This window comes from Bradyrhizobium sp. BLXBL-01 (assembly GCF_051853025.1).
In the GTDB taxonomy this organism is placed as follows: Bacteria; Pseudomonadota; Alphaproteobacteria; order Rhizobiales; family Xanthobacteraceae; genus Bradyrhizobium.
Map to the genome: position 1 here is coordinate 6,144,633 of NZ_CP182471.1, position 19,528 is coordinate 6,164,160.

14 protein-coding genes are annotated in these 19,528 nt (G+C 66.3%); 3 read left to right on the top strand and 11 right to left on the bottom strand.

Going from position 1 to position 19,528, the window contains the following annotated elements; genetic code table 11:
- Nucleotides 1-20: 20 nt before the first annotated feature.
- From ACNJYA_RS28605 to ACNJYA_RS28625, 5 genes are all read right to left on the bottom strand, one after another.
- Complete coding sequence (locus ACNJYA_RS28605; protein WP_439401087.1) at nt 21-1,757, bottom strand: methyl-accepting chemotaxis protein; 1,737 nt, start codon at nt 1,755-1,757, stop codon at nt 21-23.
- 207 nt (nt 1,758-1,964) lie between these two features.
- The gene (locus ACNJYA_RS28610) at nt 1,965-2,210 is read right to left on the bottom strand and encodes a DUF6894 family protein (RefSeq protein ID WP_172787262.1); all 246 of its coding nucleotides are present in this window, start codon (nt 2,208-2,210) and stop codon (nt 1,965-1,967) included.
- A 162-nt stretch (nt 2,211-2,372) separates the two neighbouring features.
- Nucleotides 2,373-2,960: a hypothetical protein gene (locus tag ACNJYA_RS28615; protein ID WP_172787261.1), complete on the bottom strand. Its 588-nt coding sequence runs from the start codon at nt 2,958-2,960 to the stop codon at nt 2,373-2,375.
- Nucleotides 2,961-3,075: 115 nt separating this feature from the next.
- Nucleotides 3,076-4,062, bottom strand: coding sequence for an acrylyl-CoA reductase (NADPH) (gene acuI / locus ACNJYA_RS28620; RefSeq protein WP_439401088.1), 987 nt, complete (start codon nt 4,060-4,062; stop codon nt 3,076-3,078).
- Nucleotides 4,063-4,104: 42 nt separating this feature from the next.
- On the bottom strand, nt 4,105-5,358 hold the full coding sequence (locus ACNJYA_RS28625) for an MFS transporter (protein WP_439401089.1): 1,254 nt from the start codon (nt 5,356-5,358) through the stop codon (nt 4,105-4,107).
- Between the two features lie 340 nt (nt 5,359-5,698).
- Between ACNJYA_RS28625 and nadA the strand changes: the two genes are divergently transcribed.
- The 3 genes from nadA to nadC are packed head-to-tail and all read left to right on the top strand — an operon-like array spanning nt 5,699 to nt 9,310.
- Nucleotides 5,699-6,805: a quinolinate synthase NadA gene (gene nadA / locus ACNJYA_RS28630; protein WP_439401090.1), complete on the top strand. Its 1,107-nt coding sequence runs from the start codon at nt 5,699-5,701 to the stop codon at nt 6,803-6,805.
- Nucleotides 6,806-6,816: 11 nt separating this feature from the next.
- Nucleotides 6,817-8,421 carry an L-aspartate oxidase gene (locus ACNJYA_RS28635; RefSeq protein WP_439401091.1) on the top strand — a complete coding sequence of 535 codons (1,605 nt, stop codon included), beginning with the start codon at nt 6,817-6,819 and terminating at the stop codon, nt 8,419-8,421.
- A gap of 10 nt (nt 8,422-8,431) precedes the next feature.
- A complete protein-coding gene (gene nadC / locus ACNJYA_RS28640) occupies nt 8,432-9,310 on the top strand; it encodes a carboxylating nicotinate-nucleotide diphosphorylase (RefSeq protein WP_260382612.1) in 879 nt (292 codons plus the stop codon).
- Between the two features lie 183 nt (nt 9,311-9,493).
- Here the strand turns inward: nadC and ACNJYA_RS28645 are convergent, their stop codons facing one another.
- The 6 genes from ACNJYA_RS28645 to ftsZ form a co-directional block, all read right to left on the bottom strand.
- Nucleotides 9,494-10,942, bottom strand: coding sequence for a cell wall hydrolase (locus tag ACNJYA_RS28645; RefSeq protein ID WP_439401092.1), 1,449 nt, complete (start codon nt 10,940-10,942; stop codon nt 9,494-9,496).
- 308 nt (nt 10,943-11,250) lie between these two features.
- Nucleotides 11,251-13,404 carry an NAD-dependent DNA ligase LigA gene (gene ligA / locus ACNJYA_RS28650; protein ID WP_212254616.1) on the bottom strand — a complete coding sequence of 718 codons (2,154 nt, stop codon included), beginning with the start codon at nt 13,402-13,404 and terminating at the stop codon, nt 11,251-11,253.
- A gap of 161 nt (nt 13,405-13,565) precedes the next feature.
- On the bottom strand, nt 13,566-15,239 hold the full coding sequence (recN, locus tag ACNJYA_RS28655; protein ID WP_439401093.1) for a DNA repair protein RecN: 1,674 nt from the start codon (nt 15,237-15,239) through the stop codon (nt 13,566-13,568).
- 13 nt (nt 15,240-15,252) lie between these two features.
- The gene (locus tag ACNJYA_RS28660; RefSeq protein WP_172787252.1) at nt 15,253-16,143 is read right to left on the bottom strand and encodes an outer membrane protein assembly factor BamD; all 891 of its coding nucleotides are present in this window, start codon (nt 16,141-16,143) and stop codon (nt 15,253-15,255) included.
- A gap of 242 nt (nt 16,144-16,385) precedes the next feature.
- Nucleotides 16,386-17,348: a UDP-3-O-acyl-N-acetylglucosamine deacetylase gene (gene lpxC, locus ACNJYA_RS28665; protein ID WP_439401094.1), complete on the bottom strand. Its 963-nt coding sequence runs from the start codon at nt 17,346-17,348 to the stop codon at nt 16,386-16,388.
- A gap of 364 nt (nt 17,349-17,712) precedes the next feature.
- On the bottom strand, nt 17,713-19,500 hold the full coding sequence (gene ftsZ, locus ACNJYA_RS28670) for a cell division protein FtsZ (protein WP_172787250.1): 1,788 nt from the start codon (nt 19,498-19,500) through the stop codon (nt 17,713-17,715).
- Between the last annotated feature and the right edge of the window lie 28 nt (nt 19,501-19,528).

A 19,528-nucleotide genomic window follows, 5' to 3' on the forward strand; every position in this document is an offset into this window, starting at 1 on the left:
CCTAAATGCCGACGCCGCCTTCAGGCCGCGCGCACGGTGCCGAGGAATTTGCCGACCTCGAGCTTGAGCCGGCTGCTGTCGCTGGACAGCGATTGCGCTGCTGCCAACACCTGCGTGGATGCCGACCCGGTCTCGCTCGCGCCGCGCTGCACGTCGGTGATGTTGGAGGACACCTGGTGGGTGCCCGTGGCCGCCTGCTGCACGTTGCGGGAAATCTCCTGCGTTGCCGCGCCCTGCTCTTCCACCGCGGCTGCGATGGTCGAGGAGATCTCCGACAGCCTCTCGATCGTGTGGCTGATGTCCTTGATCGCGCCGACCGAATGCTCGGTCGCGGTCTGGATGCTGGCGATCTGCTGGCCGATCTCGCCGGTCGCCTTCGCGGTCTGCTCGGCAAGCGCCTTGACCTCGGAGGCGACGACGGCAAAGCCGCGGCCCGCCTCGCCGGCCCGCGCCGCTTCGATGGTTGCATTGAGCGCCAGAAGATTGGTCTGGCCGGCGATGGTGTTGATCAGCTCGACCACGTCGCCGATCCGCGCCGCCGCCGCGGAAAGCTCGCCGACACGATCGGTCGTGCTGCGGGCCTGGTTCACCGCATCGCCGGCGACACGGGCGGATTCCTGCACCTGCCGGCTGATCTCGGTGATCGACGATGACAGCTCCTCGGTCGCCGACGCCACCGACTGCACGTTGGTGGATGCTTCCTCGGAAGCGGCAGCAACCATGGTGGTGACCTCCTGCCCGCGCGCCGCGGTCGCGGTCAGCGTCGAGGCGGAAGCTTCCAGCTCGGTCGCGGCCGAGGACACGGTGTCGACGATTTCACCGATCGCGGCTTCGAAGCTGTCGGCCAGCTTGTGCATCTCGGCCTTGCGCTGCGCGGCCGCAAGCTGGTCCTGCCTGATCTTGGCTTCAGCTTCCTCGCGCGCCTTCTGCTCAGACACGATCTTGAACTTTTCGACGGCCGCCGCGACGCCGCCGACCTCATCCTTGCGGCCGAGACCGGGCAGAACCACGGAGAAATCGCCACCGGCGAGCTTGTCCATGGCAACCGTGAGCGCGCGGATCGGCCGCGCGATGGTCAGGAACGACATCAACCAGGAGCAGACGAGGACGAGCATGGCGAGCGCGCCGACCACCATCCCGACCTGCTCGCTCGATCTCATCTGAGCGGTGGCCGCGGCGTTGTTCTCTTCGGATTTGTGCTTCGCATAGTCGGCGATCTGCTCGATCAGCACGTCGAGTTGAGCTGCGATGGGCAGGGTAACCTCTCGCGCGATGCGAATGGCTTCTTCATTGAGCTTCGCGGCGCGCGAAGCGCCATCAGCGCCGCTCGCGGCGAGGGCTTCGGCGCGCACCGCGGCGATCTGCTGTGCAGCCTTGGTGTAGTCTGCGGCGAGCGATCTCAGCTTCTCCATGCGCGCCCGATTTTCGGCCGAGTGAGAAAGCTTCAGCATCTCATTGACCAGCGAGCCCATCGCTTTCTGCTGATCCTCCAATCTCTGGGTGGCCTTCTGAAGGTCGGCCGCGCTATTGGCGAGACGAAGATCTCGCACCGCGAGTTGCATGCCGCGAACGGCAACCTCGGCCCGGACGGCGTCGCGCACGATCTCCTGCTGTTCAAGTGCGCTGTGGCTGGTCTCGCGAATGCTCGCATTGCCACGCATCTGGCTCACGATCATGGCGCCCACCAGGAGCACACCGAGCGCCGACGCAATCGCCAGCTTGGTCCCGATCCTCAGATTCTGAACAAGGCTCAGCATGGGCATGTTTCCCCCGAAGGAACGCGCAGCCGAGGCGTTGTCGGCTTCCCCCTGCCATTGGCTGCGCTGCTGCCCAAAAAGTGAGCTTTTCACATTCCGATTTGGTTAACGCGATCCCTCGCAGAAATACTGACTTTGCACGCTAAATGATTGAGCGCGAAGGGATATGATCTCGTCATAGTTGTAAATTGCAGCTTCAAGTCGGATCTACGACGCCTTGCATCCGATGGTCTCGCCGACGAGGCTGATGCGAAAGACCGGCTGCTTGTTCTCGTCGAGCAGCTCCATGCACCACTCGGCGTTCGGCTTCAGGCTGCGCGCGATGCCGCTGAGCAGATTGGCGCACACCTCTGTCATCTCGGTCCAGGCGGCTGCGCGATCCTCGAACTCGTACGGCAGGTCGGCGGCGCCGGAATAGCGACCGGTGCTGATGCGGAAGAAATAGAGCGACATCGTTGAACCCTTGCGTGGGACCGCCCCCCGGCCGCGCGCAAACTGGGGCGCGAACAGCTACCAAGGCGTGAAGGCCGCGGTCCGTATGACTACGGCGCGCCGGCTTGGTGTTCGATGATGTCTTCGACGATCAATGGCGCGGGTTGTCCCGCGCAGGCGAGCTCACTGCGTCGAGCGGCGCAGTTCCAGCGGGCCCTCGTTCTTCGCCGGCTCGGACTTCACCGGCTCGAGCCGGCTGCCTTCGACACGCGGCGTCTCGACGCGCGCGGCGACCTCGGTGGTCGAGGCGGCAACCGAACCGGTGTGCTCCGGCCTGTGCAGCGAGCGCGGCCGCGCTGCGGCGCGCGCCATCAGCATCTGATTGCCGCCCTGGTGATGGAAGTCGCAATAGGCGAAGCCCATGCCCGACACCGAGCCGCGGAAGCTGCGGTCGTCGGTCTTTTCCAGGTTGAAGCAGGGCTCGAACGGGATACCCTTGATCGAGGCGCACACGTTCTGGCCACGGATCTGGAGGGTGTTGCCGGGCAGGCGAAGATGTTTCACCGGGCCCGAGCCCGAGAACTGCACGGCGCCGGCGGCGCCGAGATCGTCGAGGATGCGGCCTGCACCGCGGGTGCCGTCGAAACAGGTGAAGGCGAACACCTTGCCGGCCACGAAGCGGCGCGCCTCGTCGGCGTTCATGCTTCCAGCGATGGCCGGCGCAAACGTCGCTGCCGCCGTGACAGCCCCCAACACAATACGCGCAAGCATGCTCAACTCCGAACCCAACCCCCGCAGCGGGCGATGCCTTTATCTCTTTACCCGCTGCTTACCATACCAACCATGGCGACATTGAAGCAGCTTGGTTGGTAAAGTCTGAACGCCGTTAGACAATTTTTACCACGACGCGGCCGCGAACCTGGCCGGCCAGGATTTTCGCGCCCCATCCCGGAATCTGGTCGAGCGAAATTTCCTCAGTAATTTCAGATAGTTTTGTTCGATCCAGGTCGGACGCCAAACGCTGCCAGGCGGCTTTCCGGGGCTCGATCGGGCACATCACGGAATCGATGCCGAGAAGGCACACTCCGCGCAAAATAAACGGCGCCACCGAGGACGGCAGGTCCATGCCGGCGGCCAGGCCGCAGGCCGCGATCGCGCCACCATATTTCGTCATCGAGAGCAGGTTGGCGAGGGTGGTCGAGCCGACGCTGTCGACGCCGCCGGCCCAGCGCTCCTTGGCGAGGGGCTTTGCCGGCGTCGACAATTCGTTGCGGTCGATGATCTCGGCAGCTCCCAGCTGCTTCAGGTAGTCGGCCTCGGAGACGCGGCCGGTCGAAGCGATGACGTGGTAGCCGAGCTTGGACAGGACGGCGATCGCAACCGAGCCGACGCCGCCGGCAGCGCCCGTCACCACGACCGGGCCGCTCTTCGGCGAGATGCCGTGCTTCTCCAGCGCCAGCACCGAGAGCATCGCCGTGAAGCCGGCGGTGCCGATCGCCATGGCGTCGCGCGCCGACAGGCCCTGCGGAAGCGCGACCAGCCAGTCGCCCTTCACCCGCGCCTTCTCGGCATAGGCGCCGAGATGGGTCTCGCCCATGCCCCAGCCGGTGCAGACGACCTTGTCGCCCGCCTTCCACTGCGGATGCGAGGAGGCTTCGACCGTGCCGGCGAAATCGATGCCGGCGATCATCGGGAAGCGGCGCACCACCGGCGCCTTGCCGGTGAGCGCAAGACCGTCCTTGTAGTTCAGCGTCGACCATTCCACCCGGACGGTGACGTCGCCCTCCATCAGCTCGGCTTCGTCGAACTGCGTGAGCTGCGTGGTTGTGCCCTTGTCCGCCTTGTCGATCCTGACAGCCTTGAATGTGGCCACGACTGAACTCCCTGACTTTGTTTGTCGGGGATGTTTAGCCGATCAGGCCGGCTGCGCAACCGCCCGTGCCACAGGTTTCTCCACGATCGGAAGATTGATCAGCGCCGAGAGCACGCCGAACAGGATCGAGAGCCACCAGATCGGCGTGTAGGAACCGAACTTTTCGAACACGATGCCGCCCAGCCAGACGCCGAGGAAGCCACCGACCTGATGGCTGACGAAAGCGAAGCCATAGAGCGTGGCGAGCCAGCGCGTTCCAAACATCAGCGCCACCAGCGCCGAGGTCGGCGGCACCGTCGACAGCCAGGTCAGGCCGGAGATCGCGCCAAACGCGATCGCCGAGAACGGCGTGATCGGGAACATGATGAAGGCGAGCGTTGCCAGCGCACGCGTGAAATAGATGGTCGAGAGGATGTAGCGCTTGGGCAGTGAGTTCTGGAGATAGCCGACGCTGAGCGAGCCGATGATGTTGAACAGGCCGATTGCCGCGATCACCCAGCCGCCGGTCTGCGCGGAGATGCCGCGATCGACGAGGAAGGCCGGCAGATGCACGGTGATGAAGGCGAGCTGGAAGCCGCAGGTGAAGAAGCCGAGCACCAGGAGCACGTAGGAGCGATGACCGAAGGCTTCGGCAAGCGCCTTGGTGATGGTCTGGTCATCCGCGGGCGTTGCGCTGTTCGCGGTTGTCACCGGCGGCGTCGAGAGCGCCAGCGACAGCGGGATGATCAGCAGCATCAGGAAACCGAACACGGAGAGCGCCTGCTGCCAGCCGAAATTGTCGATCAAGGCGACGCCAATGGGCGCGAACAGGAACTGACCGAACGAGCCCGCCGCGGTGCCGGCGCCGAGCGCAAGCCCGCGCTTCTCTGCCGGGAGGAGCTTGCTGAAGGCCGACAGCACCAGGTTGAACGAGCAGCCCGCGAGACCAAAGCCGACCATCACGCCCGCACCGACATTCAGCGACAGCGGCGTCGAGGAATAGCGCATCAAGAGCAGGCCACCGGCATAGAGCAGCGCGCCGACGCACATCACCCGGAACAGGCCGAAGCGATCCGCAACCGCACCGGCGAACGGCTGGCCCAGTCCCCACAACAGATTCTGCACGGCGATGGCGAGGCCGAACACGTCACGGCCCCAGCTGAATTCGTGACTCATCGGCTGCACGAAGAAGCCGAGCGCCGAGCGCGGGCCGAAGCCGAGCATGCCGATGGCACAACCGCAGAGGATGATGACGGCCGGGGTACGCCAGTTGGAGGAACGCAAGGCCGGTGCGAGTTCGCCGATCTGTGTCGACATGGTTTTCCTCGTCTGTCGTTGGCGGATCCGCAAATCAGCAGCCGCGGGACAGCTCGTTTAATGCATATGCATGAAAATCCCAAGCCAAAAACGGTTGCATTCCACGAAGAGCTGACGCGGGAGCATTGCGTTTCAATCTGGCCTCGTCTGGCAGGTGCGCAGTGACGGGAATGTGTGCGGCAGGCTCTGGCGGCACGCGCGGGTGCGTGCTATGTTTGATTTACTCAGATTGAGCATATTTGGTAGCAGCGACGTTCGCCCGGCCTTCTCGGCCGGATTTCTCGGGCCCCATATATTCTCAAATTGAGCATAATAGCTTGGCCACACCTGGGAGGCTTCAATGCCGATCACTGGAATTTACGGTCCCGACGACTTTGCCAACCGGCCGCAAGGCCAGCCCATCGCCTCCTCCCGCGCCGCGCCGGTGCCCCCCGGACCGACATGGCCGACGCCGTCACTGGAATGGACGGCGGCGGTCGAACGCGCGACCGCGCCGCTCTATGACCGTGTCAAGCACGTCATCCCGTCGATCGAATGGCCGCTGATGGCGCCGACGATTCACGCGATCAACGAGCTGAAGCGCGCGCGGGGCGCGGTCATCCTCGCCCACAACTACCAGGCCCCGGAGATCTTCCATTGCGTCGCCGATATCGGCGGCGACTCGCTCCAGCTCGCGGTCGAAGCCACCAAGGTGCAGGCGGACATCATCGTCCAATGCGGCGTGCACTTCATGGCGGAGACCTCCAAGCTGCTCAATCCGGACAAGACCGTCTTGATCCCGGACTCGCGCGCGGGCTGCTCGCTTGCCGCCAGCATCACCGGTGCGGACGTGCGGCTGCTGCGGGAGAAATTCCCCGGCGTGCCCATCGTCGCCTATGTCAACACCTCGGCGGAGGTGAAGGCCGAGGTCGACATCTGCTGCACGTCCTCGAAAGCGGTGCAGGTGGTCGAGAGCCTGAACGCCCCGACCGTGATCTTCCTGCCCGACCGATACCTTGCCACTTACGTGGCGTCGAAGACCGACGTGAAGATCATCGCCTGGAAAGGCGTCTGCGAGGTGCATGAGCGCTTCACGGGCGAAGAGCTGCGCAGCTTTCGCGAGGCCGATTCCACCGTGCAGATCATCGCGCATCCGGAGTGTCCGCCGGACGTGCTGGCGGAAGCCGACTTCACCGGCTCGACCGCGCACATGATCAACTGGGTGCGCGCAAAGCGGCCGCGGCGGCTGGTCATGATCACGGAATGCTCGATGGCCGACAATGTCCGGGCCGAGCTGCCCGATGTGGAGATGCTCCGCCCCTGCAATCTCTGCCCGCACATGAAGCGCATCACGCTCGCCAACATCCTGGAGAGCCTGCTGACGCTTGGCGAGGAGGTGACGATCGAACCCGCGCTCGCGGAACGCGCGCGGCGCTCGGTCGAGCGCATGATCAATCTGAGCAATTGAGGGCGAGCAACATGCACGACATCCACGATCTCACCCGCTCAACCGACGACGTCATCATCGTCGGCGGCGGCCTTGCCGGACTGTTCTGCGCGCTGAAGCTCGCGCCGCGGCCGGTGACCTTGATCTCGGCAGCACCGCTCGGGCACGGCGCATCCACCGCATGGGCGCAAGGCGGCATCGCTGCGGCCGTGGCTGAAGGCGACACGCCGGAGGCACACGCCGCCGACACCGTCGCGGTCGGCGGCGGCCTCGTCGATGAAGCCGTCGCGCTCGGGATCGCGCGCGAGGCGGCGCCGCGCATTCACGATCTTCTCGCCTATGGCGTTCCGTTCGATCGCGATCTCGACGGCAGGCTTGCCGTCGGACGTGAGGCTGCGCATTCCGCGCGCCGCATCGTGCATGTGCGCGGTGATGGCGCTGGCGCCGCGATCATCGCCGCCTTGAGCGAGGCCGTGCGCCGCACGCCCTCGATCCGCCTGATGGAAGGCTGCGTCGCCGAAGCATTGCTGACCGAGGACGGCGCAGTCACCGGGCTGCAATTGCGCGAGGCCGGCAATCCTGCGGCACGGCCGCTCGTGCTCGCCTCACGCGCAGTCGTGCTGGCGACCGGCGGGCTCGGCCATCTCTACGCCGTCACCACCAACCCGCCGGAAGCGAGCGGCTCGGGCCTTGCGATCGCAGCCCGCGCCGGCGCCGTGATCGCCGATCCTGAATTCGTGCAGTTCCACCCCACCGCCATCATGGTCGGCCGCGACCCGGCACCGCTCGCCACCGAAGCGCTGCGCGGCGAAGGAGCAACGCTGATCAATGGCAACGGCGAGCGCTTCATGAGCGCCCGCCACCCGCTCGCGGAGCTCGCGCCCCGCGACATCGTGGCCCGCGGCGTGTTCGCCGAAATCGCGGCCGGGCGCGGCGCCTTCCTCGATGCGCGTCAGGCGCTGGGCGCGCGCTTCGCGACGAGGTTTCCGACCGTGCATGCGAGCTGCATCGCCGCCGGCATCGATCCCGCGGCGCAGCCGATTCCGATCGCGCCGGCCGCGCATTACCACATGGGCGGCATCGCGGTGGACGCGCACGGCCGCAGCTCGATCGACGGCCTCTGGGCCGCCGGCGAAGTCTCCTCCACCGGCGCGCATGGCGCCAATCGGCTCGCCTCGAATTCCCTGCTCGAAGCCGTCGTCTATGCCGCCCGCATTGCCGACGACATCGCCGGCCGCACCGTGCCCCCGCCCGCCCAGCTTCCCGACGGTTTGGTGACGCCGCGCGCCGGCACGGTGGATGCTGCAGAGGTGAAGCGGTTGCGCGCGGCGATGAGCGCACATGTCGGCGTGATTCGCGACGGTGACGGGCTTGCCCTAGCGGTGCGCTATTTCGCCAGGCTCGAGCGCAAAGCCGGACACGGTGCCCTCGGCAACATGGCGATCTCGGCCCTGCTCGTTGCGGCAACGGCCTGGACGCGGCGCGAGAGCCGCGGTGCGCATTTCCGTTCCGATCACCCGGCCGAAAACCCGGCGCCGGCGCAGAGAACGATGACCACGCTCGCCGCAGCGCGCGAGGTCGCGGAGAGCCTCGATGAACGCCCGCGGCCACGCATTGCGCAATCCATGATCGCCTGAAGGAGGCCCCATGATCACCCCGACCTCACTGCTCTATCCCGATGCCTTCCTCTCGCCGCTCGCGATCGAGGCGGCCGTTGAGCGCGCGCTCGACGAGGACCTCGGCCGGGCCGGCGACATCACCTCGCTCGCGACGATCCCGGAAGCGACGCGCGCGCAGGCTATCCTTGTCGCGCGCCAGTCCGGCGTGATCGCCGGATTGCCGCTGGCGCTCGCGACCTTGCAGAAGCTGTCGCCCGACATCGAGGTGCGCGCACATGTCCGCGACGCCGCGCGGGTTGCGCGCGGCCAGCACGTGCTGACGATCTCGGGCCCTGCGCGCGCCATCCTCACGGCAGAGCGGACTGCGCTGAACTTCGTCGGCCGCCTGTCGGGCATCGCCACGCTCACGGCGGACTATGTCGCGCGCACCGAAGGCACCAGGATGCGCATCTGCTGCACGCGCAAAACCACGCCGGGACTGCGGGCGCTGGAGAAATACGCGGTGCGTTGCGGCGGCGGCTTCAACCACCGCTTCGGGCTCGACGATGCGATCCTGATCAAGGACAACCACATCGCGGTGGCCGGCGGCATCCGCCCGGTGCTGGAGCGCGCCCGCGCCCATGCCGGCCACCTCGTCAAGATCGAGATCGAGGTCGATACGCTGGCGCAGCTGCGCGAGGTGCTCGACAGCGGAACGGCCGACGCGGTGCTGCTCGACAACATGGACATTGCGACGCTGCGCGCGGCGGTGAGGCTCAACGAGGGTCGCCTCGAGTTGGAGGCGTCCGGCGGCGTCACGCTGGACTCGATCGCCGCCATCGCGGCAACCGGCGTCGACTATGCATCGGCCGGCGCCCTGACGCATTCAGCGCCGAATTTCGACTGCGCGCTGGACATCGAGGCGTGACGTCTTCGCCTCCCCCGCTTGCGGGGAGAGGCCGGAATGCGCGCGTAGCGCGGATTCCGGGTGAGGGGGAGTCTCCGCGAGTCCAACTCTCACCGTCCTCGCGGAGAGTCCCCCTCACCCCAACCCTCTCCCCGCAAGCGGGGCGAGGGAGCGCATTTGCGCAAGCAAGGAGAGGTAAGGAAACTACCGCCGCTCGCCCATTTCCGCGGAGCTCTTGGCTTCCTGCGCGAGTTCAGCCGAGAGCGCGGCGGTCTGCGCAGGCGAGCCCCAGCTCGGCACCTCGCTGCCGTCACCCCAGTTGCGCGGCCGATAGAAGGTGTGCACGCCGGTCTTGTACAGCTTCTTCATCTCGGCGACCCACGACGGACGGACCCAATAGGCGTGGTAGTGCGTGGATTTGCCGACCTCCGGCAGCCAGATCTGGCCGTCGAGCATCGCCTTGGAAATCTTCTTCGCCCGCTCCCACATTTCGGGCTCGCGGATCACGTCGGGATTGTTGTCGCAGGCGAAGGTGAACTGGCAGGCGAGATGGCGATACTTGTTCTGGTAGACCACGCCGCACACCGTGTCGGGATATTTGCCGGAGAACACGCGGTTCATCACCACCTGCGCCACCGCGATCTGGCCGCGCACGGCCTCGCCGCGGGATTCGAAGTAAACGGCTTCCGCGAGGCACTTTTCAGATTTCGCGCGCGCCTTCTCGTCGAGCGCGAGCCGTTCCGCCGGCGACTTGGCGCGCTGGTTATCGGCGTTGACCTCGCCCTTCGGCGCGACGCTCTCGCCGCTCTCGATGTCCTTGGCGATCTCCGCCGTCGGCGGGGTCAGCGAGGCCGTCACCTTCATGTCGGGGTCGGGCATCACGATCAGCGGCTCGGCGCCGGGCTGCCAGCTCTCGATGGTCTCGAGATTACCGCCGAGCGAGGAGCTGCCGAAGAACAGGTTTGATGTCTTGACGCTGAAGGGATCGCGCGCGGGCGCAGCCGGCGCCGCGGCCCGCTTCAGCGCTTCCAGCGGCTGCACCGCCAGCGCGCGCGCGGCTTCGCTCGCCTGCGGCGGATTGGAATATTGCGGCAGCGGCGGTGCGCGCAGCGCCTCTTGCAGCTCGGGATCGAGCGCGGCCGCGGATTCCGGCGACATCGCCGGCGGCAATGCGGCGGTCTTGGCGCCGAACACCGAGCTGTTCGAGGTCGCGGGATCTTCCTTGGCCGGGGCTGCAGCCGGCGCGACCGTCTCGGGAGACTGTGTCGGCGTGACGATTGCGAGGCGATCACCCTTCAAGGCGCGATCAACCTTGGGAAAGTCGGAAGCCTGGTAGCGCGCCGGGGCCTGCAGCGCCGGATTGCGGCTGATCGCGCCGGTGACGTCGCGGCCGTCGAGGCTGGCGAGCCGAACCATCGCGCTCTGCGGAACCGACGTGCCGATAGGACGGGAAAAACTGTAGGTGGCGAGCTGGATCGAGGACGCAGCAGAGAACACCTGCTTCTGCCACCGCTCAGCGACGCCGGGTTGGTGCGCCAGCAGCGAGGCAATGTCCTGATAACCGGTCTCTCTCGGCATCAATGCGAAGATGCAGAGACCGATGCCGAAGGACGCGAACCGCGCGCCCTTCGGATGGTTACGCAACACAGACATCGATACACTCACGCTACGCTTACGCTCGTCCGATCGAACTCAGTACATCCGTGCAATTCGATCTTTATCGTGAGTATCTAATTTAGGTTGCCGGGGCGTTAATCGGCGTTGCGCATGCGGCACACTCAAGCGAATGCAGGTGTTTTCACGGGGCGACGTCGCGCATTGGTAAATGCGGCCTGACGTGAAGCGGTAAAGATCGGGTCAACGCGAAAGGTGAAGGAACTCTTGCCGCCGCGTATCATTACGGGACGTTTGTTACAGGAGCCTCGGCGATGGCGACGGAACGTGAGGAGCCGACGTGCCCCTCACTCCGCGATCAGCTTCAGCCACTCGTCTTCGGTCAGCACCTTGACGCCGTGCTTGTTCGCATCCGCGAGCTTCGAGCCGGCGCCGGGGCCCGCGACGACGAGATCGGTCTTTTTCGACACGGAGCCCGATACCTTGGCCCCTAACCGCTCGGCCGTCGCCTTGGCTTCATCCCGCGTCATCCTCTCCAGCGATCCCGTGAACACAACGGTCTTGCCGGCGACGGCCGAATTGCTCTTCGGCTTCTCGGCGTCGACGATCTCGACCTCCCTGGTCAGGCGTTCGACGATGCCGCGATTGTGGCTCTCGCCGAAATAATCGGCGATGCTCTTGATCACGGTGTCGCCGATCTGGTCGAGCGCATCCATCTCGGCCATCGCCTCCTCGTCACCCTCAGCAACTTTCAGGCAGGCATCGTGGAACGCATCCCACGAGCCGTAGCCGCGCGCCAGCGCCAGCGCCGTGGTCTCGCCAACATGGCGCATGCCGAGCGCGTAGATGAAGCGCTCCAGCGCGATCTTCCGCCGGCTCTCGATGGCCCCGAACAGGTTGCGCACCGAGGTCGCGCCGTAGCCCTCGACCTCCTCGAGCTTCAGCTTGGCGTTGCGCTTCTCCAGCGTGAAGATATCGGCGGGCTCCTTCACCCAGCCCTCGTCGAAGAAGTACTGGAGCTGCTTCTCGCCAAGGCCGTCGATGTCGAAGGCCCGCCGCGACACGAACAGCTTCAGATGCTCGATCTTCTGGTAGGGACAGGCGAACTCGCCGGTGCAGCGGGCACGCGAGCCCTCCTCGCCCGTCGCCGTCTCCTCGCGCACGACGTCGGTGTGCAGCGGACACGGGCACTTCTTCGGGAAGTGGAATTCCCTGGCGGTCTTCGGCCGCTTGTCCAGGACGACGTCGACCACCTGCGGGATGACGTCGCCGGCGCGCTGGATCACCACGGTGTCGCCGATCCTGATGTCGCGCCCCTCGCGAAGCACCTCGCCCTTGTTGCCGATGCCCTTGATGTAGTCCTCGTTGTGGAGCGTGACGTTCTGCACGATCACGCCGCCGACGCCGACCGGCTCGAGCTTGCCGACCGGCGTGAACGAGCCGGTGCGGCCGACCTGGATCTCGATGTCGCGCAGCACCGTCATGGCGCGCTCGGCCGGGAATTTGTGCGCGATGCCCCAGCGCGGCGTGCGCGAGACGAAGCCGAGCCGCTCCTGCCAGTCGATGCGGTCGACCTTGTAGACGACGCCGTCGATGTCGTAGTCGAGTTTTGCGCGCTGCTCCTCGATCGCGTGATGAAACGCGAGCAGCTCCTCGACCGAGCGACAGAGCTTGGTCAGCGGATTGGTCTTGAAGCCGCAGCGCTCGAACCAGCCGATCATGCCGCTCTGCGTGTCTTCCGGCATCGCGCTCATCTGCCCCCAGGCATAGGCGAAGAACCCGAGCGGGCGCGAGGCGGTGATGGTCGGGTCCTTCTGGCGGAGCGAGCCGGCGGCCGAATTGCGCGGATTGGCGAAGATGGTGTCGCCTGCCGCCTTCTGCCGCTCGTTGAGCGCCAGGAACGCCTTCTTGGTCATGTAGACTTCGCCGCGCACCTCGCAGATGTCGGGGATGTTGCGGCCCTTCAGCTTCTGCGGCACGTCTTCGAGCGTGCGGATGTTGGCGGTGACGTCCTCGCCGACCGCGCCGTCGCCGCGCGTCGCGGCGGTGACGAGCTCGCCGCCCTCGTAGCGCAGCGACATCGAGAGGCCGTCGATCTTGGGCTCGGCGGAGAAGTCGATCTTGTCGTCGTCGAGCTTCAGGTAGCGCACGATGCGACCAACGAAGTCGCGCACGTCCTCCTCCGCAAAGGCGTTGTCGAGCGACAGCATGGGCACGGCATGCGGGACTTTCTTGAACCGCCCCGACGGTGCGGCGCCGACCTTCTGCGAGGGCGATTCCGCGGTGACGAACTCGGGAAAGCGCGTCTCGATCGCGTTGAGGCGCTGGCGCAGCGCGTCGTATTCGGCATCGGTGACGGTCGGCGCATCCTCCTGATAGTAGCGCTCGTTGTGCCCCTCGATCTCGAGCGCGAGCCGCATATGCTCGACCTTGGCCTGCGCCTTGGTGAGGTCGGCGACGTCGCGTAGCGGTGCTGCTTTGGATTTTGCTGCTCTGGCCATGATGCTTGGATACGACGTAGCGGGCGGGAGGGTAAAGGCTTGTGGAAATCTCGTGCCCCGGACGCAGCGCAGCGCCTCTTCGGCGGTGCGCTGCAGAGCCGGGGCCCATGCGACGAGAGCTCTGGGTCCCGGCTCGCGCTTCGCGCGTCCGGGACACAAACCTAAGCCGTCGCCGCCTTCAGCAATCTCTCCGCCGCCGCCCTCGCCTCGGCCGTGATCTCGGCACCTGCGAGCATGCGGGCGATCTCCTCGCGGCGGTGGTCGGCGGCGAGTGCGTTGACGCGGGTGGCGACGCGCTTGCCCTTGTCGAGGGCGTCCTTGGAGATGAGCAGGTGCTGGTCGGCGCGGGCGGCGACCTGCGGGGCGTGGGTCACGGCCATGACCTGGACCTTGCCGGCAAGCCGCGCCAGGCGCCCGCCGATGGCGTCGGCCACCGCACCACCGACGCCGGTGTCGATCTCGTCGAACACGAGCGTCGGCGCCGAGCCGCGGTCGGACAGCACGACCTTGAGCGCGAGCAGGAAGCGCGACAGCTCGCCGCCGGAGGCGACCTTCATCAAGGGACCCGGCTTGGTGCCCGGATTGGTCTGCACCCAGAACTCGACGCGGTCGAAACCTTGCGGCCCGGGCGCAGCCTCGTCGGTCTCGACCTGGGTCATGAACCTGGCGCGTTCGAGCTTGAGCGGGGCGAGCTCGGCATTGACTGCCTTGTTGAGCTTCTCCGCCGATTTCTTCCGCGCCAGCGACAGCTTCTTGGCGGCCGCAGCATAGCGGCTGTCTGCCTCGATCGCGGCCTGCTCCAGCTTCTTCAAGCGCGAGGCGCCGGCATCGATCAGGACGACGTCGGCGGCATATTTGGCGGCCAGCGTGGCGAGCCCGTCGACCGGCGTCGAATATTTGCGCGAGGCGGCGCGCAATGCGAACAGCCGCTCCTCGATACGCTCGAGCTCGGCCGGATCGAAATCGGTTGCGGCCAGCGCCGCCTGGAGATGCTGGTCGGCTTCCTCCAGCGCGTTGATCGCGGCGTCGATCGCCTTCACCGCGGGCTCGACCAGCGCCGGCGAGTTGACGCCGCGGCGCTCTAGCCGGCGCACCGCTGCCGAGAGGGCTGCGACCGGCGAATGATTGCCGCCGACTGCTTCCTGCGCCTCGCGCAGGTCGGAGGCGATCTTCTCGCCCTGCATCATGGTGGTGCGGCGGGAGGCCAGCGCAGTCTCCTCGCCGTCCTTGGGCGCGAGCTGCTTCAGCTCGTCGGAGGCGTGGCGCAGATAATCGGCCTCGCGCGCCGCGCTCTCCATGGCGGCGCGATGCTCCTCCAGCGCGGTGTTGGCGGTGCGGCGCGCGTCCCAGAGCGCTTCGACCGCCGCGACGTCCTTTTCGAGGCCGGCAAAAGCGTCGAGCAGGCGGCGGTGGGTGGCGGCATCGACCAGCGCGCGCTCGTCGTGCTGGCCGTGGATCTCGACCAGGGCGGTGCCGACCGCCTTCAGCGTCTGCACGCTGATCGATTGGTCGTTGATGAAGGCGCGGGTGCGGCCGTCGGCGAGCTGCACGCGGCGGAGAATCATCTCGCCGGTGTCGTCCAGACCGTTCTCGGCCAGGATCTTCGTCGCAGGGTGATTCTTCGGGACATCGAACACCGCCGTGACCTGCCCCTGCTCCGCGCCGTGACGCACGAGGCCGGCATCGCCGCGGCCGCCGAGCGCCAGCGCAAAAGCATCGAGCAGGATGGATTTGCCTGCACCGGTCTCGCCGGTCAAAACCGCGAGGCCGGAGGCGAATTCGATATCGAGCCGTTCGATCAGGACGATGTCACGGATCGACAGACGCGCCAGCATGGAACCAAATTTCCTAGCCGAGACCCATCTTCTTGAAGGTCCGGCTGATCCAGGACCCCTGATTCTCGCTCGGTTCGAGACCGCCGGATTTTACAAGATTATAGGCGTCCTTGTACCAGCGGCTGTCAGGAAAATTGTGCCCAAGCACGGCCGCCGCGGTCTGCGCTTCGCCGACGATGCCGATCGCCATATAGGCCTCGGTCAGGCGGAACAGCGCCTCCTCGACATGGCGGGTGGTCTGGTACTGCGTGACGACGGTCTTGTAACGATTGATGGCGGCCGTGTAGTCGCGCTTCTGGGCGTAGTAGCGGCCGACGTTCATTTCCTTGCCCGCGAGCTGGTCGCGGGCGCCCTCGATCTTGGCCTTGGCCGAGGTCGCATATTCCGAGTTCGGATATTTGCGCACCACCTCTTCCAGCGCCGCGATCGCCTTTTCGGTGCGGGTCTGGTCGCGGCTGATGTCCGGGATCTGGTCGTAATGGGAGGCGGCGATCAGATATTGCGCATAGGCCGCGTCCGGGCTGCCGGGATGCAGCGTGACGTAGCGGGTGGCGGCGCCGATGCAGCCGTCATAATCGCCGCCCTGATAGGACGCATAGGCCGACATCAGCAGCGATTTGCGGGCCCATTCGGAATAAGGATGCTGGCGGTCGACCTCTTCGAACTTCTTGTTCGCCGCCTTCATGTCCTTCTTCTCGTTCATGAGGTACAGGCCCTCATTGTAGATCTTGTCGGCGGGCTCCTCGACGAAGGTGTCGTCCTTGGCGGTGAACTTGTCCCAGAGCGCGCCCGTGCCGCATCCGGCGAGCGGCAGCGCGAGCATGATGAAGGTGACGGCCTGAAGCAGCCCGCGGGCTCGCGACGAGACCGAGAAATATCCGCGCGTCATACGCTGTGCCGACATGAGTTTAAGCCCTGACGCCCTGTGATGCGGTGTCCGCCAGCCCACGAACCCCTCATGGGCGCGAAATGTAACCGTGGTGCCTGCCGTGCGACCACGCCGATGTATCCGAAAAACGACCGTTAACGAACCGGATAGGGAGGCATTTCGCCCGGATTAAGGCGAACCTGCCGCAATGCTAGCCGATCATGGTTACCAGGAGTTTTCCGGGGCCGCCAACCACGTTCCGAAGGCGGCAGGCCGCGTCAGGACACATCCGGTCCGAAGGCCGCAACGATCCGGCCGCCGACGATGCCGCGACCGACCTCACCCACGGGACGCGTGGTGCGGCGGGCAGCCTCGCCCTCAACCACCCGCCAGGCGGTCCGGTCGGCGAGCAGCGCGGTCAGGACGGCGTGGTTGACCTTGTGGCCACCACGCACCGAGCGGTAGGCGCCAAGCAGCGGCAGGCCGGCCAGCGAGAGATCGCCGATCACGTCCAGCACCTTGTGGCGGGCGCATTCATCGGCGTAGCGCAGGCCTTCGGTGTTGAGCAGCCGCTCGTCGTCGAACACGACGGTGTTGTCAAAGGAGGCGCCGAGGGCGTAGCCCGCGCTCCAGAGCCGCGCGACATCGCTCATCAGGCCGAAGGTCCGGGCCCGGCCGACTTCGCGGCGGAAACCTTCAGGGTTGACGTCGAAGGCGTAAGCCTGCTGGCCGATGACGGGATTGGTGAAATCGATCTCGACCTCGACGCGGAACCCATTGGCGTGGGGCCTGATCTCGCCGAAGGAATCGCCGATCTTGACCGAGATCGGCTTCAAAACCTGAATGAAGCGGCGCTGTGCCGGCTGGGTGACGATGCCGGCCTGGTCGATCGCCGCGATGAAGGCCGCGGCGCTGCCGTCCATGATCGGGACTTCGGGACCGTCGATCTCGATGGTGGCGTTGTCCACACCCATTCCCCGCAGCGCAGCAAGCACATGCTCGGCCGTGGACACCAGCGGACCGGTGCGGTCGCCGAGGACGGTGGCAAAGTCGGTCGCGATCACCTGGTCGGCGGTCGCCTGGACTTCGCGGTCACTTCCCTCAAGTCCGGTCCGGACAAAAATAAAACCTGCGTCGACAGGCGCAGGCCCAAGCGCGACAGTAACGGGAAGACCGGAATGAACGCCCACGCCTGCCACGGAGGCTTGCGCACGAAGCGTTGTTTGCCGGCTAAATTTCATCAGGAACCCGCCCCACTACGACCCACTGCGACTTATACGAGACCCGCTTGGCCGGCCAGAGCCGACACTACCGAATCCCCGTATCCCCAAGTCACGGCAAACCATAGTTGCTGCCTCAAACAGCGCCAACTCACGCTTTTTTACCGATTGTTACCCCAAACCTGCCGTATTCGCGCCAAGGCTTAACCAAATTGCGCCGGTGTTCGGGGTCCCTGCCGGCAGTTTTACTGAACCACCGAATGCGTAATTAATGATTTAAAATCAGTTGCTTGGCTGCGCAATCCGGACATGCCCGGGGCAAAAGGAAAGGTCCCGGCAAGGTTCTCGCCGGGACCTTTTTTCGTCTGCCTTATTGTAACAATCCTCAGGTCGCCTGCCGCCGCAGGAAGGCCGGGATATCGAGATGGTCGTCACCCTGTGGCGCCGGCGCAACAGGTGCGGGGCGCCCATGGACGTCCAGGCCCTGCGGCGCAGGACGGCGGGCATACTCAGATACCGGCTCGCTGGATGCGATCTGCTGCGCCACGGTCTTCTGCGGCCGGCGCTCGGGCAGCGGCGGCATGGCGGGACCGGCGGTGCGGGCCGCGACCGGCGGCTCGCTTTCCTCGTCGCGACGGCCAAGGCCGACATTGGCGAGGCGCTGCAACAGCGACAGGCGGGTTTTCTGCGGGGTTTCTTCCTCAGCCTCGCCGCGGGCCTGCCGAATCTCGGCCTGGGCCGGCATCGGCAGCTCCTCGATTCGCGGCATGCGTGGCGCGCGGGCCGGACGCTCGGCCTGCGGCGGGATGAAGGTATCCGGCGTCATCGGCTCCTGCACCGCGACCGGGGCCATGTCGGGCTCCGGGAACAGGGTCGGCTTCTGCGCGATCGGGCGCACGGTGACGTCGCCATAGGTCTGCGGCGCGGGCGCCTGCGGCACCTCGGCCACGGCAGCGGCGATGGCGGCGAGCGCAGCGCGCTCGACGTTCTGACGGGGCGCGGCGACAGCGGGAGCCGGCGCGGCGACCGGGGTCTGGGCTTCGAGCTTCTGGGCACGCTCGGCCAGACGCTGGTTGTCGGCCCGGAGCCGGGCGGTCAGGTCGGCGAGACGACTCTCGGCAGCGGCGGCCGGGGCGGCAGCCTGCTGCACCTGCGGCGCCGGGTTCGCGACGGGCGCGGAGGTGGCCTGGCTGTTGCGGGCGATCGCGGCCTGCTCGATGCCGGTGGCGACGACCGAGACGCGGATCAGGCCGTCGAGCGCTTCGTCGAAGGTGGCGCCGACGATGATGTTGGCATCCTGGTCGACTTCCTCGCGGATGCGGGTCGCGGCCTCGTCGACCTCGAACAGGGTGAGGTCCTTGCCGCCGGTGATGGAGATGAGGAGGCCCTTGGCGCCCTTCATCGAGCTGTCGTCGATCAGCGGATTGGCGATCGCGGCTTCCGCGGCGGTCAGCGCGCGCTTGTCGCCGGAGGCTTCGCCGGTGCCCATCATCGCCTTGCCCATTTCCCTCATCACCGCTCTCACGTCGGCGAAGTCGAGGTTGATCAGGCCTTCCTTGACCATCAGGTCGGTGATGCAGGCAACGCCCGAATAGAGCACCTGGTCGGCCATCGCGAAGGCGTCGGCGAAGGTGGTCTTCTCGTTGGCGACCCGGAACAGGTTCTGGTTCGGGATGATCAGGAGCGTATCCACGACCTTGTGCAGCTCGTTGATGCCGGCTTCAGCGGTGCGCATGCGGCGGCCGCCTTCGAAGTGGAACGGCTTGGTCACGACGCCGACGGTGAGGATGCCCATGTCGCGCGCGGTCTTGGCGATCACGGGAGCAGCGCCCGTGCCGGTGCCGCCGCCCATGCCGGCGGTGACGAACACCATGTTGGCGCCCGAGAGATGGTCGCGCAGCTCGTCGATCACCTCTTCCGCCGCCGCGGCGCCGACGTTCGGCTGCGAGCCGGCGCCGAGGCCTTGCGTGACGGCCGTGCCCATCTGCACGATGCGCTGCGCCTTCGACATCGTCAGCGCCTGCGCGTCGGTGTTGGCGACCACGAAGTCGACGCCCTGCAGGCCCGCCGTGATCATGTTGTTGACGGCGTTGCCGCCGGCGCCGCCGACGCCGAATACGGTGATCCGGGGCTTCAGTTCGTGAATATCAGGAACATTGATGCTGATGGTCATGGTTGCCTCTCGATCACGCGCGCGTGGG

What these genes read in the sequence shown, in the direction of transcription:
- ACNJYA_RS28625 (WP_439401089.1), bottom strand. Translation starts at nt 5,358, where the DNA reads ATGTCGACACAGATCGGCGAACTCGCACCGGCCTTGCGTTCCTCCAAC.
- ACNJYA_RS28635 (WP_439401091.1), top strand. Translation starts at nt 6,817, where the DNA reads ATGCACGACATCCACGATCTCACCCGCTCAACCGACGACGTCATCATC.
- lpxC (WP_439401094.1), bottom strand. Translation starts at nt 17,348, where the DNA reads ATGAAATTTAGCCGGCAAACAACGCTTCGTGCGCAAGCCTCCGTGGCA.
- recN (WP_439401093.1), bottom strand. Translation starts at nt 15,239, where the DNA reads ATGCTGGCGCGTCTGTCGATCCGTGACATCGTCCTGATCGAACGGCTC.
- nadA (WP_439401090.1), top strand. Translation starts at nt 5,699, where the DNA reads ATGCCGATCACTGGAATTTACGGTCCCGACGACTTTGCCAACCGGCCG.
- ligA (WP_212254616.1), bottom strand. Translation starts at nt 13,404, where the DNA reads ATGGCCAGAGCAGCAAAATCCAAAGCAGCACCGCTACGCGACGTCGCC.
- ACNJYA_RS28610 (WP_172787262.1), bottom strand. Translation starts at nt 2,210, where the DNA reads ATGTCGCTCTATTTCTTCCGCATCAGCACCGGTCGCTATTCCGGCGCC.
- ACNJYA_RS28615 (WP_172787261.1), bottom strand. Translation starts at nt 2,960, where the DNA reads ATGCTTGCGCGTATTGTGTTGGGGGCTGTCACGGCGGCAGCGACGTTT.
- ACNJYA_RS28645 (WP_439401092.1), bottom strand. Translation starts at nt 10,942, where the DNA reads ATGTCTGTGTTGCGTAACCATCCGAAGGGCGCGCGGTTCGCGTCCTTC.
- ACNJYA_RS28605 (WP_439401087.1), bottom strand. Translation starts at nt 1,757, where the DNA reads ATGCTGAGCCTTGTTCAGAATCTGAGGATCGGGACCAAGCTGGCGATT.
- nadC (WP_260382612.1), top strand. Translation starts at nt 8,432, where the DNA reads ATGATCACCCCGACCTCACTGCTCTATCCCGATGCCTTCCTCTCGCCG.
- ACNJYA_RS28660 (WP_172787252.1), bottom strand. Translation starts at nt 16,143, where the DNA reads ATGTCGGCACAGCGTATGACGCGCGGATATTTCTCGGTCTCGTCGCGA.
- ftsZ (WP_172787250.1), bottom strand. Translation starts at nt 19,500, where the DNA reads ATGACCATCAGCATCAATGTTCCTGATATTCACGAACTGAAGCCCCGG.